Here is a 16180-nt window from a genome sequence, read left to right on the forward strand (position 1 = left end):
TTTATAATCTCCTCTCAAAAGCTAATACCAATGCCTCATAGGGACGTACATTCATCCCTTGTTCTCCCAATTCTTGAGAGTCATAGTTAGCTATTATTACTTTTCCATCTAGTCCATCCACTTCACAGCTTGTCCATTCAAGCTTCTCCGTATTATCAGAGAAATTCGTGATGACAAGCCATTCTTCCTTCTCAGTTTTTCGCTTATACACAAAAAGGCTTGGATTATTGGGTAATAGCAAATGGAAGCTACCATACGTGATGATGTCGTGTTCTTTTCTCAACTCAATAAGCTTCTGATACGTATAAAAAACAGACGTTTTATCATCTAATGCCTGATCTACATTAATCTCGTTAGTATTTGGGTTCATTTGAATCCAGGGAATCCCCGTTGTAAATCCGCCATCCTTCGTCCACTGTATAGGGGTACGAGCGTTATCTCTTCCTTTTGCATAAATACCCCTCATAATATCTTTCTCTAAAACTCCCTGTTCTATTTTACTGTTATACATATTAATAGTTTCAATATCCTTGTAATCTTCTATTCTATCAAATTTTACGTTAGTCATACCTAGCTCTTCCCCTTGATAAATATAAGGGGTTCCCTGAAGCATATGGAGACAGATAGCCAACATTTTTGCAGAAGTTACTCGAAATTCCTGATCGTTACCAAAACGAGAAACTATGCGAGGCTGATCATGATTATTCCAATATAAACTATTCCATCCTACCTCATGAAGTGCATGTTGCCACTTTTGGAAGTTTTGCTTCAATGCTACTAAATCTAGTGGCTTCACGTCCCACTTTTCAAAAGGTCCACTATCGATATCCATGTGCTCAAAGGTGAATACCATATTCACCTCTTTGTTCGCTGGATTTGTATAGAGCTGCGCATCCTTTGGTGTAGCTCCTGGCATCTCCCCAACTGTTAGCACATCATAGTTTTGGAGTACTCGTTCATTCATTTCTTTTAAATGAGTATGAATTTTAGGTCCATTTATAAAATATGGACTTCCGTCTCCATACGCCTGACCCGGATTCACTTTTCCATCCGGCAGACCTTCCACTTTGGAAATGAAATTAATTACATCCATTCGGAATCCACCTATTCCTTTATCCAACCAATAGGTCATCATCTCATATATATCGTCACGAAGAGCCTTATTCTCCCAGTTTAAATCTGGTTGTTTTTTTGAAAATAAATGTAAGTAATAAGACTCTGTTACCTCATCCTTTTCCCATGCAGAGCCTGAAAACACAGAGCCCCAGTTATTTGGTGGCTGATCGTTTTTTCCCTCTTTCCAAATATAATAGTCTCGATACTTAGAGTCCTTCGAGGATTTCGATTCCACAAACCAGGCGTGTTCATCGGAGGTATGGTTTACGACAAGATCCATTACGATACGTAATCCTCTTGCATCTGCTTCCTGTATTAATCTATCAAAGTCTTCCATTGTTCCAAACTCATCCAATATAGTACGGTAATCTCTAATGTCATAGCCATTGTCGTCATTCGGAGAATCAAAAACAGGGCTCAACCAAATAACATCTACGCCAAGTCTCTGTAAATAATCTAATTTAGATATAATCCCTGGTAAATCTCCAATCCCATCTCCATTAGAGTCCATAAAACTCCGCGGATAGATTTGGTAGACCACACTTCGTTTCCACCAAGGCTCTTTATTTATTTTCATGCTTCTCCGACCCCCATCAGAAATATTTGATATATTCATTATAATGCAAACGCTTGCATAAAGTGATATCTTTTTTGAAAAACTTCAATCTATCTTTCTATCTTTTTTATTAAATATCTTAATAACAACATTTTATAAAGAAAAAACCCTTCCACTTGGAAAGGGTGCAAATCAACTCTTTTTTACAAATTCGGATTTTAACTTCATAGCTCCGAATCCATCAATTTTACAATCAATATTATGGTCTCCGTCTACTAGGCGAATGCTCTTTACCTTGGTACCAATTTTTAATGTAGAGGAGCTTCCTTTTACTTTTAAATCTTTAATAACGGTTACAGAATCTCCATCTTGGAGGATATTGCCGTTAGCATCCTTTACTTCTAACTCGTCTACTACTTCTGCTCTTTCTTCTATCAATGACCATTCATGTGCACATTCAGGACAAACTAAAAGAGAGCCATCCTCATATGTATATTCAGAACTACACTTCGGGCAATTCGGCAAAGCTGTCGTCATTATATTACCTCCATTTACTCTTCATTTTAATATAGTAATCTAAGCCATTCAACACATTTCAATATGAGGAAGGTTTATCCAGATTTCTTTGTGGGTAACTAACTATTAACCTTCCTAATTAAAATATATTCAAAAATACGGCGAGAGGAGGAATGGGACATGGATGAAGAAAAACGAGTAGAAGTACATCGTGAAGAACGAACAGATTCTGGGATGGTAGGAGCAACTTTCATCAAGTATGCTGCTTACTTAATAATATTCTTTGGTATCCTTTGGTTCCTAATCTCTTACGTATTTCCAATGTTTTAATTGGTATTAAGATCCACGTCTGACCACATGCGGACGTGGATTTTCCCTTTTAAAAATCCCTTTACCTCTCACCCTTCTTATATTTCAACTACATTTGCCTTACTTAAAAGTTCTATTGCACATTCCACGTTGCCTGCACCTTCACTTTATTTTTAGGAGCTAAAGTTATTTACTTTCATATAAAAAAAGAAGCCCTATTAATAAGGACTTCTTTATACGGTTATTCTGTCTCTGGGAAGAATGCTTGTTCTGTGTATATATCCACCAATGTTGGCCCTTTTGTTTGAAGGGCTTGACTTAGTAACTCTTCTAAATTTTCATCACTCTCAACTCGAAACCCTTTCCATCCACAGGCTTCTGCCACCTGAACAAAATTTGGGTTGGTAAGTTGTGTACCTAGCTCTTCATTGCCGGACGCTTGAATTTTATCACTTTCCATTTGAAGTGCTCCATTATTAAAAACGACTACCGTGATATCTAGCCCATAGCGAGTAGCAGTCAATAGGTCGGCTAACGTCATTTCAAGACCGCCATCACCCACCACAGCTACCACTTGTTTTTCTGGTTGCTCCAGCTTTACAGCCATTGCTGCTGGAAGCCCAAAGCCCATGGAACGCCAATAGCCTGAAAAGAGTACCTTTTGGTTGGTTTGTCGGAAGTTCCTGTTCATCCAGACTGTTACATCTCCTGTATCTAAAGTGATGACCGCATCGTCTGCCACCGTTTGTTCTAGACCTCTAGCTATTCGAGATGGATGGACTGGCGCCCCTTCTATTTGGCCTTCCTGTTCATTTTGATCTGCCCATTTTTCTTTTATTGTCTCTATACGATTAAGCCACTCATCATTTTTTTTGTGTCCATTCACACTTTGTTGCAGTAAAGGAACAACTTGCTCGGCTCTTCCCTTTATCCCAAAATCTGCAGCAACTCTCTTCTTGGCATGCTCTAGATTTAGATCAATGTGAATGATGGTCGCATTTTCAGGAACATATCCCTCTGGCCACCAGGTTGCACCTACTATTAAAACAACATCAGCTTCCTTAAAAACTTTTGGCGCATGAGGATTTCCACCTTCCCCAATTCCCTGAAGAAGATGAGGCGTAGAATCTTTAAAGATTCCTTTACCTCCTAGACTTATTAAAATTCCTGCTCCCCAGGTCATAGCAAGCTCTTCTAAATCCCCAGCGGCCTTTCTTGCTCCTGCACCAGCTAAGATCATTGGCTGTCGAGCCTGCTTCATCACCTTTGATACCTCTTCTAAATCGTTCAGTTCAAAGGAACCTGTCCCCTCTAAAATACGAGGGAGCTGTCGTGCCCTTGCTTTAGTTTCTTTTTCAAATAAATCCTTAGGAACTGATATATGTGTAACGGTACTCTGTTGAAGAGAAATTTCAGCTGCCTTCTGAAGCAAATCTACAATAGCACTTTCACTGTTTAGATTTGCAGAATAGGTCGCGAATGGCTTGAACAACTCCTGCTGATCGACATACTGCTGAAAGTCCGTTCCCATATCTTTTTGAGCAGCCTGTCCAGTTAAGGCTAAGACAGGAGCCTTGTCTGAGTATGCGTCACCTAGCCCATTTAAAAGATTTGCCGCTCCTGGTCCCATTGTGGATGTACATACTGCCAATCTTCCTGTCAATTTTGCTTCCGCCGAAGCCATGAAAGCCGCTACTGATTCATGCTTTACTGCGATAAACTCGATTTTATCCTGTTTGGCCATCGCATCTAACAATCCAATAATGGTATCACCTGTCACACCATAAATGCGCTTAACCCCTAGAAGCGACAGCTGGTCTAATATAACCTCTGCGACGTTTTTACTCATAGAAATCCTCTCCTTTAAAAAAAGTTTGTTACCAATTAAATTCCCTTATACAAATGGGTTAAACAAATTACTTTTAGAAGAGGGAATTATAATACTTACTATTAACATTCTTGTATAGTAAACGTTTGGCAATTACTGAGCAGACAAAGAGGGGTTTTCTAGAAAATATGCTATATTAACTCTATAAAAAGGAAGGTTGGGTGAGATCATGAAAATTGAAGTATGGTCTGATTTTGTTTGTCCATTTTGTTATATAGGAAAGCGTCGTTTAGAGCAAGCTTTAGAGGAATTTGACCACAAAAACAAGGTAGAGGTTAGCTATAAAAGCTTTGAGCTTCAGCCTCATCTACCAAGTGATAAAAATGTAACTATTCATGAAATGCTTGCCAAAAAGATGAATACGACACCTGAGCAGGCTAAAGCGATGAATCAACAAATTATTGCTAGTGCAGCAACAGTAGGGTTAGCTTACCAATTTGACGAGATGAAACAAACAAATACGCTAGATGCACATCGTTTAGTTAAATATGCGGAAACAAAAGGAAAAGGTAGCGAGTTAACAGAACGCCTTTTAAGCGCACATTTCTTGGAATCTCAATTTCTTGGAGAGCAGGAAACTCTTTTAAGCTTAGCTACTGATGTAGGCTTAAATCGTGAGGAAGCAAGCAAAGTACTTTCTGGCTCCGAATATTTAGATGATGTCCGTATGGATCAACAGGAAGGCCAACAGCTTGGTGTTCAAGGTGTACCTTTCTTTGTTTTCAACCGAAAATATGCTATTTCTGGAGCACAACCACATGAAGCTTTTGTCCAAACACTGAAAAAGGTATGGGAAGAAGAGAATCAGTCCTCTCCTCTGCAACATATCCATTCGGATTCGGAAGCAACTTGTACCGACGATGGCTGTGAAATAACCGAGACAAATAAAGAGGCTTAAATCTTGAAAGTTCAAGAATTAGCATAGTAGGATAGAAATCGTTAAAACATGAAAAACCATCAAAAAGGCCATAAGCTGAGTAATACTCAGCTTATGGCCTTTTTTTATTTTATTTCTAATAGAACTTTATAGATTTCACTTATCGTTGGTAGCTTTAGTAATTTTCGTTCACTGTAAATATTAATCAGTTCCTTTTGAATAATCTCCCCAGCAAATTGCTCTCGATTCTCAGCCTTAAACATATTACGTAACAATTTAGGGATTTTGTATTTCGACTTAAATATATCTAAAAGCTTCTGTAGCTCCAACTCATTCAATAAATGATCATAGACGTGCTGCTCCAGCTCTACTTCAAATATATCTAGCATTTCTTTTGCATCATCTTCAATAAAACGATCTAAAATTCTACCGGCAATTTTAGAGGTGAGGATACTACCAATGATTAAACCAACTATACCACCGACCAAAGCGCCCGTGCTTGTGCTTCCCCAAGGAACGAGAACGCCGATGCTGGCACCGATTGCCATACCACCTATACTACCCGCTACATTTGCCGCTGTTTTCGTTATATTCTTAAATAATTGGGTTTTAGACATTTCGCCCTTAACAGCACGTGAAATATCTAATGTTGAAAGCACACCAGTTACAAGCGCTCCCGTAACTACGTTGGCATTGAGCAACAAAATTGTTTTTTTGGCTGCTAGAGAACTGATCATTGCCTTGTGAGTGAACTTCCCCGCAGCTTTCTTTGCTACAACCTTCGCTCCATTTTTTTGAATGGCACCTCTAACCCCACCCCCTAATTCAAAGGCATCATCTAGCTCAATATCCTGCATATCATTTGCCAGTATCTCATCCACTACGGCCTCTCCTACTATATTTAAGCCTGTGTAGACGGCATTTTCTACTGCTTCCTCACGCGTAGCACCATTCCAAGCACTTTGTGCAAAAGCGATAGCAGCACTCATTCCTAAGGACTCATTCTGTAGCTGAACACGTCCGCTTTCCTCCAAGATTAGTCCCTCTATTAAGCCCGCCTCTGCTATATAGCGTACTTGCCTATATGTAAAAGCACCTTGCTTCACGGTATCTTTCGCAAGTTCCGAGTTTTGCAAACGTACTGTTAGCTGAGCCACAACCTCATCGTATTGATCAAAAGGTACCTCTAATTTAATAGCACCCAGTTGGTTAACATATAGTAACTGCTCATCTGACAGACTTGACTCAACCGTTTCTTTCACCGTAGAGCAATAAATATTTTGTAAAAAATGCTCATTCTTAATATATTCAATATTTTCCACTTTCGTCTTGCCTCCACTAGTTTCCTCTAACAAATAAGGAAACCATAGATCGAAGGAGTTGTACAGATAAAAAGAAATAACAACACTAATTTGTCACACGTTTTTGTGAAAGGTTATAGCGATGGGGATAACTTTATATTTGTTGTTTAAGAATGGATAATCTGTGTATAAGTGCATAACTTTTGGAGTAAGATGTTAATTTTACTCTGATGAAGATATTTAGCATGGGATATGTGAGTAACTTTGTGGAGAACACCTAAGTTTAGATGTATTTAATACAATATAAACTTTACACTGGGGAAAAGTTGTTTATAAATATAAATACATAAGATAAGAGCATGGACTGTTCCCATTTACCATATCTAAATTGAAATACCTTCTTGCTCAAAAAAAGAGATACTCTTGTATCTCTTACAGCATTTTGTTGGTTTGTTGTTTTTTTTGCTTATGTAGAATATGGGCAGTTCCCCATTCATGCATCGCATTTAAAATTGGTTCTAAGCTTTTTCCATATTCGGTAATGGAATACTCTACCTTTGGAGGGACTTGAGGGTATACCTTTCTCGCAATAATATCCTCTTTCTCTAGTTCACGTAACTGGTTGGTTAACATCTTCTGTGTAATACCTGGTACTTTTCGTTTTAAATCACTAAATCTCTGAGTACCTTCCTGTAATAACGTCAATAAGATGATAGGTTTCCATTTTCCTACCAATATCCCAAGTGCATCGTCTACTCTACATAGTTCAGGCTGTAAGTCCATATTGCACACCACCTTAAGTATCTTTAAGTATACTATACCACTTTTAAGTGCGTACTTACCCTAATTTAAAAGATGCGTCATACTCATAATATAAGCTCATCTCTACTTCAAACTTTAAAACAAAGAATAAACACTAAGAGAGGTTGAAGATACATGCAAAACTATAGAATAGACCCAAGCAAAGGCTTAGAATTTGGACTTTATACGCTGGGTGACCACATTCCCAATCCACATACCGGTGAGCGTATTTCCTCTGCTCAACGTATTCAAGAAATAATAGAGATAGCAAAGTTAGCAGAGCAAGCTGGGCTAGACTTTTTTAGTGTAGGAGAAAGTCATCAGGAGTACTTTACAACACAAGCACATTCTGTTGTATTGGCTGCAATTGCACAAGCCACAAGCAAGATTAAAATCGCTAGTTCCTCAACAATAATAAGTACGTCAGATCCAGTACGAGTTTATGAGGATTTTGCAACGATTGACTTAATATCTAAAGGACGCGCAGAGATTATTGCTGGACGAGCTTCTAGAGTTGGTCTTTTCGATTTATTAGGCTACAACGTAAGAGATTATGAGGAGTTATTTGAGGAAAAATTTGAGCTGCTTCTTAAAATCAATGAAGAAGATATAGTGAATTGGAATGGTGAATTTCGTGCACCATTAAGGAACGCCCAGGTTCTGCCGCGTCCTGATAACGGCTTCATCCCAATTTGGCGAGCAGTTGGCGGACCACCAGCAAGTGCTATTAAAGCGGGTTATGCAGGCGTACCAATGTTTATCGCAACGTTAGGCGGTCCTGCAACCAGCTTTAAGATTTCCATAGATGCATACCGAGATGCCGCTAAGGAAAATGGTCATGATCCGGCAACACTTCCAGTTGCAACAGCAGGGTTCTTTTATGCTGCCGAAACGACTCAGCAGGCACAACGAGAAATTTATCCATATTTGAATCAGGGGCTACAGTTGATAAACGGGCATGGGTATCCTAAGCAACAATTTGCACAAGGCGCCGATCCTCGTAATGTGATGAATATTGGTAGCCCTCAACAAATTATTGAGAAAATTCTCTATCAGCATGAAGTTTTCGGACATCAGCGCTATATTGCACAAATGGATTTCGGAGGAGTCCCTTATGAGTATTTAGTGAAAAATATTGAATTAATTGGTAATGAAATCCTGCCTGCCATAAAAAAATATACCTCTAAATAGGAGTGTCTTAAGATGAAAATTGTTGGATTATCTGGATCCAGAGTTGGATCTAAAACCCGAACGGCTATGAATTATACAATTAAAGAAATATCAGAGAAGTATCCTGAGGTAGAGATAACTTTAATCGATTTAGCAGATTATGATATTCAATTTAGTGATGGTCGAAATTTTTTAGAGTATGAAGGGGATACAGGATTCGTAACGACAAAGATTATGGAGGCAGATGCCATCATTATAGGTACGCCTATCTTTCAGGCTTCTATCCCTGCCACTCTTAAGAATATCTTTGACTTACTCCCTGTTAGTGCATTTAGAGATAAAATCGTGAGCATGATTGTTACTGCTGGTTCTGCTAAGCATTACTTAATAGTTGAACAACAATTAAAGCCAATCTTGGCTTATATGAAAGCACAAATAGTTCAGACGTATGTCTTCATAGAAGAAAAAGACTTTCACCGCAAGGAAATTGTAAATGATGATGTGATTTTTCGGATTCAACGTTTAGTAGAAGATACCTTTGTCTTAACAGAGACCTACAAGGCAATCAAAGAGAAGAAGGAGGCAGAATACGACTTTTAACGAATCGTCTATACTACACTTTTAGAAGAATAATGGTTGTGTTTAAAGTCTAAGAGGAGCATCTCAACATATTGAGAGCTCCTCTTTCTGCCATTTATTTTAGCTTTGGCATCCTAACCTCTAGTTGGCCATTTTGGTAATTCACTGACAAGCCTTCCTTAGAAACAGGGCTCGGTAGTGACACGGAACGATGGAAACTGCTCATGTACTGTGCATTTCGATCGATTGTATGTGCAAAATGGTTAATAACACCATTAATCGTTAACATATTATTTATGACATCAATCTTTATATCACTATTTTTCTCCAGACCTGGCATATCACATATGGCGACCACTTCATGTTCTGTTTCTTGGACATTCATACGCAAACTTCCGATTGGCAGTTCTTTAAAAAGAGGAATTTCCGCAAAAAAGCGTTCTATTTCTTTAAATATATTATTTGTTAGCTGATTAAATGGATCAGATGGCAGTAATGACATTGATTTGCCTCCTTATTTATTTCATGGTGATTATTTCGAGCAATTGGTTTGTACAATAACCATAAATAGTCTCACCATTTGTATATGCAAATCCATTACGTCCATCTAGGCGAACCATCTAATCGAATGAAGAGAAGTTATTCTTGCCTCACCCTTCATTCCCCTAATTTCTAGCTCTCATAAACTCTCATTAGAAGAATATTAACAATAGTATACCGACGATGAAGCAATAATAAGTAAAATAATGCAGCCTTCCATTTTTCATAATTCCCATAAACCATCTCATAGCAAAATAGGACATGATAAATGTACTTATAAATGCTGCTAGATAAGGAACTGCCAGATCTGCCTTGTTAGGCTCATTGATAAAATCTGATAGACCAAGCACAACTCCTCCCAAGCTTATCGGAATATAGAGCATAAAGGAGAATCGTAACGCGGTCTCCTGTTTCATCCCAACTGCAATGGAAGAAATAATGGTAGCTCCTGACCTACTAATACCTGGTGTTAAAGCAACAGCTTGGCCAAGACCGACAATCCAAGCATCCTTAGTTGTTAGATCTTTCTCCCCTTTTGTCCCCTTCATATTACGAATGGTCCATAAAGCTAAACCCGTAATGAAAAGCATGATTGCGATTACCGTCATACTGATACTTTCAGCTATCCAATCACTCAATAAAACTCCTAATACGCCTGCGGGAATGGTTCCTATAACGATAAAAAGTACAAATCGAAAATCACTTTTGTAACGTGTGTCTTTCTTTTTTACATAATAAATTGAGTTCGTTGCTAGCCTCATAATATCATGTCTATAAATTAATAGAATGGCTAGCAAAGAGGCTGTATTCGTTAGTATTGCAAAGGTGAAGCCTTGCTCTCCAAGTCCTAATAGCTCACTTGCAATCATCACATGTCCACTGGATGAAACCGGGATTGGCTCTGTAAAGCCTTGAACAAGACCAATAACAATCATTTTTAAAGTAAATAGTAAATCTTCCATTTTACCCCCTATAAAACGTTTTATAATTTATACAGACGCCTTAAAATATAGATTGTTTCCATTGTATGCTAGGTAACACAAGGAAAGTAATATTGATTACAAAATAAAAAACTCTCTAGAAGCTATCTAGAGAGTTTTTATGATTAATAAGCGCTCCAGCCACCATCAGCTGTTACTACAATACCATTGATAAGTGAAGATTCGTCAGAAGCCAGGAACAGAGCAATATTGGATATATCAGTAACCTGCCCAGCTCTAGTCATCATTCCGACACCACGTGTAGATTGCTTCATACCGAATGGGTCGATATTATTCATAGCAGCTGAGAATCCTGTTTCAACGTGACCTGGTGCAATTGCATTAGAACGAATACCAAGTGGACCATAATGAGAAGCTACATTTTTAGTCATTCCCACAACTGCGTGCTTCGCCGCAGTATAAGTTAGACCACCGCGTCCTCCCATTACGCCTGCTAAAGATGCCATATTAACAATCGTACCGCTCCCGTTCTTTTCAAAATGAGGGAGTACTTGTCGTATACAACGCATAACTCCCGTTACATTAATATTCATCACTCGATTCCATACATCGTCCTCAACATTAGCAGCAGCCTGCATATTGTCTCCAACACCTGCATTATTCACTAAAATATCAATGCGTCCAAAATGTTCAATTGTAGAGGAAACCATTTTTTGAACATCTTCCTCGTTAGCAATATTCACTTTTACGCCAAAAGCAGAATAACCCGATTCCGTTAATTCACTTACAGTAAATTGCAGAGCTTCTTCGTTGAAGTCAGCAATCACTACACTAGCTCCTTCTTTTGCATAAGCAGTTGCTATTTCCTTGCCAATTCCTGCTCCGCTTCCTGTAATTATGGCAACTTTGTTCTGTAATCTATTCATCTTTAATCTTCCTTTCTATATTACATTTTTGGTACAGGTTGTCCTGATAACAAATTTACTACATTTCACGTGAGTAGTATATCTAAAAACAGTTACTCCATTATCTCCATTCATTAACTAGCTTTAAACCCAGTAACCTGAATCTGTTTTATATTTATACAAAAAAGTTTTTTGTAGACTGCCTACACAATATAAAAAAATAAAAATAAAGTACTATATATGTTATAATTCGTAATACATTAGTGTATTATATACAGTATAGAAAAAGAGGTGAGTACAATTGGTTAATTTGTTGGATTCATACATGACTGAGCTTAGAAGAGGAACTCTTCCTTTAGCCGTCCTAAGTCAATTGCGAAAGCCCCAGTACGGATATTCTTTAGTTCAAGGATTAGAAAGTGCAGGGGTTTCTATTGAACAAAGTACACTATATCCTTTACTTCGTCGTTTAGAGAAACAAAATCTTTTAACAAGCAGCTGGGATACAACAGAAAGCAGACCAAGAAAGTATTATGTATTAAGTGATTATGGCATAGAAGTTTTTGAACAATTAAAAGGAGAGTGGGAGAAAATGACATTAGAATTGAAGTCACTTCTAGAGGGGGATGAACGCAGTGAATTTGATTGATGCTTATGTATATGAGGTAACACGAAGGCTTCCAAAGAAATCACGAGATGATATTGCAATGGAGCTTAGATTTTCAATTGAAGATATGCTTCCAGAGAACTACACCGAAAAGGAAGTTAAAGAAGCATTAGCTAAAATGGATGACCCTGCTGTTTTAGCAGCAAGCTATCGTGACAAGCCAATGTATTTAATCGGTCCTAAGGTTTACGATGCTTATATAGAGACACTAAAAATGATTTTTCCTTGGGCGATCCTTATATGTATCATCGTAAGTGTTGTTGCAAGCATTGGACTGTTCAATGGAGAAGATGCAGTATTAACGGTAATAATTAATACTTTTACAGACATTATCGTCAATGTCATATACGTTATTTCACAAATATTTATCTGGGTCACTATAGTATTTGTCATTGTAGAAAGAGTTGGTCTATCCAAAAATGACCTACCTTTAACGAAGAAAGGTACTCCTTGGACTCCTGAGGATTTAAAGAATGTTCAAATCATCCCAGCAAAAAAAATTATATCTACCGGAGAAATAGTGTTTAGTATCATGTGGACTGTAATCTGGGCAGTAATTTATTGGAACGCTGATCACCTCGTTGGAATATACAGATCAACTGAAGGTACCGGCTTACAGCTAGTAATGCCTATTTTTGACCATCAGATGTTACTATCCTATTGGCCTTTAGTAGTAGCATTTATTGTGCTGGAGATTGGGTTGGCTCTTTACAAGTGGAACGTTGGTCAATGGACAAAGAATGTTGCTATAGTAAATGGAATCATCCATACGATGAGTATTATTACTTTTATCATCATTACAAGTAATGCTAATTTATATAACGAGGCTACGATTCCTTATATGGCAAAAGTTTTAGAAATGAACATCCCCTCGTTGCTATCTGTAATTGAAATAATATGGATTATCATTGTGGTATCTGTAGTCATTTCTACAATTATGGAGCTAGTAGACAGCTATAAAAAGGCTAAAATTTAAAAATTAATACTCTTCCTCCAAGCAAATAATGTTTGGAGGATTAACTATTTTCTCGAACACTTATACTTTATGACCATTTTAGAAGTATACGTTCTTCTCCTTCCCAAACAAGACCAATTTCCCTCGTTCTGCACACCATTGAACATTCTTATTCAATCTTAAATGTGTCTTAAATGTGAACGCCATGAAATTTAGTAGAAAAAAAACACTTACACCACTCGAAATTATTTTGTTATAGTAACAACTAGACCGGTCGAAGCAAAAGGAAAAATGGTAAAAAGAAATGTTAAAATCGCTTATAGTCGACATATAGTGATTACTTTTTTTATTTGAAGAGGGAATATGAATAGAGCTCTCTAACTATTATTTCAAATTTTTAATACATCGTATAGATAAGAGTATGTGTTGTTTCTAGCTAGCTGTACAGTAATGGTGAATAACATATTTCTCTAAAATGGAACGGAAAGTACAAACAGCGAGTTTCAATAGAATTGCATTTTCATGAATGAATTCGATATAGCTCCTGTCAATTATACTTAAGTTTACAAAACAAAGAAGTATTCCCCTACAGATTATGTCTAGGGGGATTATCTATTTTTAGAGGGAGTTTCAAACAAAGATGAATAAACAGATCAAGACAGGACCGATAATGGCTGCTCTTTTAGTTGCAGGATTTGTCGGGCTTTTTAGTGAAACGGCATTAAATATTGCTTTAGGAGACTTAAGTTCATTATTTGATGTTAAACCAACAACCATCCAATGGTTAGCCACGGGCTACTTTTTAACTTTAGGTATTTTAGTGCCAGTAACGGGTATTCTGATGCAAAAATTCACAACGCGACAAATGTTCCTTACTTCTATTTCTTTATCAATTATCGGAACAATTCTAGCCGCTCTATCACCGACATTTAGCATTTTATTGGTTGGACGTATTATTCAAGCAGCAGGATTAGCGATTAATTTACCACTAACTCAAAATGTAATCTTCACCATCTTCCCTCCTAACAAACGTGGTGCTGCAATGGGTGTTATGGGCTTAGTTATGTTAGCAGGACCAGCTTTAGGGCCAACAATCGCTGGACTTATTTTAGATACATTATCATGGGAGTGGATCTTCTGGGTAACCCTTCCTTTCTTAGTGTTCTCTGCCGTATTCGGCTATCTATTCTTGCCTAACGTTAACGAAATACGTAAAGTTTCTATCGATATTCTATCTGTAATTCTTTCAACTATTGGATTTGGTGGAGTTGTTTATGGAGTGAGTGTCGCTGGAGAGCATGGTTGGACAAGTACAATTGTTATTACCTCGATTATTGTCGGGATTATTGCATTAATACTTTTCTCCATACGTCAAATGAAAATGGAAAATCCAATGCTGAATTTAAAAGCATTTAAATACCCTCTTTTCATCCTTGGAGTAGTAATGAGTTTTATCACATTCTTTAATATGCTGTCATTACTAGTTGTTTTACCGATGTATATGCAAATGGGATTATTAATGCTTGCCTTCACTACTGGCCTTGTTTTATTGCCGGGTAGCTTATTAAATTGTATTTTAGCACCTACAATTGGACGTATGTTTGATAAGTTTGGTCCAAAAGCTGTTATAACACCAGGTACTATTTTTGTTGTCATTGGATATATTCTTTATGCTTCATTTGGTACTGATACGGCTACTTGGTTAATAGTTGTCACACATATTATCATGATGCTTGGTATTGGTATGGTACTAGCTTCTACGCAAACAAATACACTAAATTCTTTACCAAGAGAATATTATCCAGACGGCATTGCATTGACTCAAACTGTTCAGCAGGTAGCGGGGGCAATGGGTATCGCTATTATGGTTTCTCTGTTATCAGCAAAACAAGACAGTTACTTATCAACTGTTAATGATAACTTAGCAGAAGCAACTGCTTCCGGGTCATCATTCGTATTCACTCTTGGGTTGATCTTAGCAATCGTAAACCTTGTTCTTTCTCTATTCATGAAAAAGCCAGGAGAAGTAAAGCTAAAAGCTTAATAGAAAAAGCTGAAAACTCCCGTAAAATGAACTTTTTACGGGAGTTTTTAATATTTATATATAAAATACAGATAATCAAAGTATATATTTTGTCTTTCATTAGAGCTTTTTCATCCATCAAACCATTCTGCTCCATGTAAGATACTTCCTTCATCTCCGCAGATGATAGATCTACATTCGTTCGGGATTGTCTAATATGTTCTTGGAATACCTAGTCGTATCACATGTCGTATTACGTTATCGCCCAATTTGAAACCAAAGAGGCAGCAGAAACGTTTGCCTTTGCTCAAAAGGACACACAAATGGAGGTCGTCGAAAGAGACCGTCATGACAACCAACACAGATACGAGGACGTACAAGTCGTTGTTGACGCCTATGCGGACTTGACAGATGAACAGCGCAATCAGATTCATGTGGCAAAAATCGTCGAACAGCTATCGGACTTCGATTATTCCGACTACAACGAATACATCGAATCGCTGATTGACACCCAACTTAACCCAAAATATAACGCTTCGGCATAGCGCCGTGGGGGTTCTTTTTTTTATAAACGTGTAGAGAAGGAATAATCGCAAAAAACAGGAGCATACTGAACAGCACAAGATGAAAAATCATCTTGATGATGCACACAAAGGAGACATAAATAATGGCTACCTCTAACTCAAACCAACTCGTTGTTCCCGGTGCAAAGCAAGCGCTAGATAGCATGAAGGCAGAAATTGCATCAGAATTCGGTGTAACACTCGGCGCAGTCGCATCGTCTCGTCAAAACGGCTCTGTGGGTGGAGAAATAACGAAACGTTTAGTGCGTCAAGCACAAACGCAACTACGCGGTAAATAAGAAGACTCACGCCCCGTTTATGACGGGGCTTTTTTTGTTTTTATGTAAATATGTGGTTTAAAAATCCGATAAATAGTCTGTGTCCAAGTGATTAAGACCTACTTTTTTTTAAAAGTGGAGTGGTTTTTTTCTCCCACCTAAAGATGACCTGATGCGATACTTTGTACCGCCATG

Annotated in this window: 17 protein-coding genes; 9 read left to right on the forward strand and 8 right to left on the reverse strand. The window is 37.8% G+C overall.

The features are described 5' to 3' along the window. Nucleotide 1: 1 nt before the first annotated feature. Nucleotides 2–1693 (reverse strand): glycoside hydrolase family 13 protein, encoded by a 1692-nt coding sequence (locus MHB55_RS20020; protein WP_340863894.1) that lies wholly within the window; start codon nucleotides 1691–1693, stop codon nucleotides 2–4. Between the two features lie 171 nt (nucleotides 1694–1864). After that, nucleotides 1865–2209, reverse strand: coding sequence for a zinc ribbon domain-containing protein YjdM (locus MHB55_RS20025; RefSeq protein ID WP_151112221.1), 345 nt, complete (start codon nucleotides 2207–2209; stop codon nucleotides 1865–1867). A 159-nt stretch (nucleotides 2210–2368) separates the two neighbouring features. On the opposite strand from MHB55_RS20025, the gene MHB55_RS20030 reads away from it, so the two are divergent. Then, nucleotides 2369–2518 carry a hypothetical protein gene (locus MHB55_RS20030; protein WP_186318196.1) on the forward strand — a complete coding sequence of 50 codons (150 nt, stop codon included), beginning with the start codon at nucleotides 2369–2371 and terminating at the stop codon, nucleotides 2516–2518. A 220-nt stretch (nucleotides 2519–2738) separates the two neighbouring features. Here the strand turns inward: MHB55_RS20030 and MHB55_RS20035 are convergent, their stop codons facing one another. Continuing rightward, a complete protein-coding gene (locus MHB55_RS20035) occupies nucleotides 2739–4346 on the reverse strand; it encodes a thiamine pyrophosphate-binding protein (protein WP_151112219.1) in 1608 nt (535 codons plus the stop codon). Nucleotides 4347–4554: 208 nt separating this feature from the next. Between MHB55_RS20035 and MHB55_RS20040 the strand changes: the two genes are divergently transcribed. Continuing rightward, nucleotides 4555–5283, forward strand: coding sequence for a DsbA family oxidoreductase (locus tag MHB55_RS20040; protein WP_144539188.1), 729 nt, complete (start codon nucleotides 4555–4557; stop codon nucleotides 5281–5283). Between the two features lie 104 nt (nucleotides 5284–5387). Here the strand turns inward: MHB55_RS20040 and MHB55_RS20045 are convergent, their stop codons facing one another. Then, nucleotides 5388–6584: a hypothetical protein gene (locus MHB55_RS20045; RefSeq protein WP_154312105.1), complete on the reverse strand. Its 1197-nt coding sequence runs from the start codon at nucleotides 6582–6584 to the stop codon at nucleotides 5388–5390. A 411-nt stretch (nucleotides 6585–6995) separates the two neighbouring features. Continuing rightward, the gene (locus tag MHB55_RS20050) at nucleotides 6996–7346 is read right to left on the reverse strand and encodes a winged helix-turn-helix transcriptional regulator (RefSeq protein WP_144541184.1); all 351 of its coding nucleotides are present in this window, start codon (nucleotides 7344–7346) and stop codon (nucleotides 6996–6998) included. Between the two features lie 153 nt (nucleotides 7347–7499). Here MHB55_RS20050 and MHB55_RS20055 point away from each other — a divergent pair, with 153 nt between their 5' ends. Together MHB55_RS20055 and MHB55_RS20060 are read left to right on the forward strand one after the other, a co-directional pair. Next, a complete protein-coding gene (locus MHB55_RS20055; RefSeq protein WP_154312104.1) occupies nucleotides 7500–8555 on the forward strand; it encodes an LLM class flavin-dependent oxidoreductase in 1056 nt (351 codons plus the stop codon). 12 nt (nucleotides 8556–8567) lie between these two features. Next, on the forward strand, nucleotides 8568–9134 hold the full coding sequence (locus tag MHB55_RS20060; RefSeq protein ID WP_154312103.1) for an NADPH-dependent FMN reductase: 567 nt from the start codon (nucleotides 8568–8570) through the stop codon (nucleotides 9132–9134). A 94-nt stretch (nucleotides 9135–9228) separates the two neighbouring features. On the opposite strand, the gene MHB55_RS20065 is transcribed toward MHB55_RS20060, so the two are convergent. The 3 genes from MHB55_RS20065 to MHB55_RS20075 all read right to left on the reverse strand — a co-directional run bounded on the left by MHB55_RS20065 (nucleotide 9229) and on the right by MHB55_RS20075 (nucleotide 11520). Further along, nucleotides 9229–9615 (reverse strand): Hsp20/alpha crystallin family protein, encoded by a 387-nt coding sequence (locus tag MHB55_RS20065; RefSeq protein ID WP_191697556.1) that lies wholly within the window; start codon nucleotides 9613–9615, stop codon nucleotides 9229–9231. Nucleotides 9616–9805: 190 nt separating this feature from the next. Then, on the reverse strand, nucleotides 9806–10615 hold the full coding sequence (locus tag MHB55_RS20070; protein WP_191697557.1) for an undecaprenyl-diphosphate phosphatase: 810 nt from the start codon (nucleotides 10613–10615) through the stop codon (nucleotides 9806–9808). 143 nt (nucleotides 10616–10758) lie between these two features. Beyond that, nucleotides 10759–11520, reverse strand: coding sequence for a glucose 1-dehydrogenase (locus tag MHB55_RS20075; protein WP_340863895.1), 762 nt, complete (start codon nucleotides 11518–11520; stop codon nucleotides 10759–10761). A 280-nt stretch (nucleotides 11521–11800) separates the two neighbouring features. On the opposite strand from MHB55_RS20075, the gene MHB55_RS20080 reads away from it, so the two are divergent. The 5 genes from MHB55_RS20080 to MHB55_RS20100 all read left to right on the forward strand — a co-directional run bounded on the left by MHB55_RS20080 (nucleotide 11801) and on the right by MHB55_RS20100 (nucleotide 16006). Continuing rightward, nucleotides 11801–12148, forward strand: coding sequence for a PadR family transcriptional regulator (locus MHB55_RS20080; RefSeq protein WP_144541174.1), 348 nt, complete (start codon nucleotides 11801–11803; stop codon nucleotides 12146–12148). After that, nucleotides 12135–13142, forward strand: a complete 1008-nt coding sequence (locus MHB55_RS20085) for an HAAS signaling domain-containing protein (RefSeq protein ID WP_340863896.1) — start codon at nucleotides 12135–12137, stop codon at nucleotides 13140–13142. The genes MHB55_RS20080 and MHB55_RS20085 overlap by 14 nt, the downstream gene beginning before the upstream one ends. Nucleotides 13143–13761: 619 nt before the next feature. Next, a complete protein-coding gene (locus MHB55_RS20090; RefSeq protein WP_144541171.1) occupies nucleotides 13762–15165 on the forward strand; it encodes a DHA2 family efflux MFS transporter permease subunit in 1404 nt (467 codons plus the stop codon). 224 nt (nucleotides 15166–15389) lie between these two features. Further along, on the forward strand, nucleotides 15390–15689 hold the full coding sequence (locus MHB55_RS20095; RefSeq protein WP_154312100.1) for a hypothetical protein: 300 nt from the start codon (nucleotides 15390–15392) through the stop codon (nucleotides 15687–15689). Nucleotides 15690–15811: 122 nt separating this feature from the next. Then, the gene (locus MHB55_RS20100) at nucleotides 15812–16006 is read left to right on the forward strand and encodes an alpha/beta-type small acid-soluble spore protein (RefSeq protein ID WP_154312099.1); all 195 of its coding nucleotides are present in this window, start codon (nucleotides 15812–15814) and stop codon (nucleotides 16004–16006) included. Nucleotides 16007–16180: the final 174 nt, after the last annotated feature.

Origin of the sequence: Psychrobacillus sp. FSL K6-1267, from assembly GCF_038003265.1 — a bacterium.
Classification (GTDB): Bacteria; Bacillota; Bacilli; order Bacillales_A; family Planococcaceae; genus Psychrobacillus; species Psychrobacillus faecigallinarum.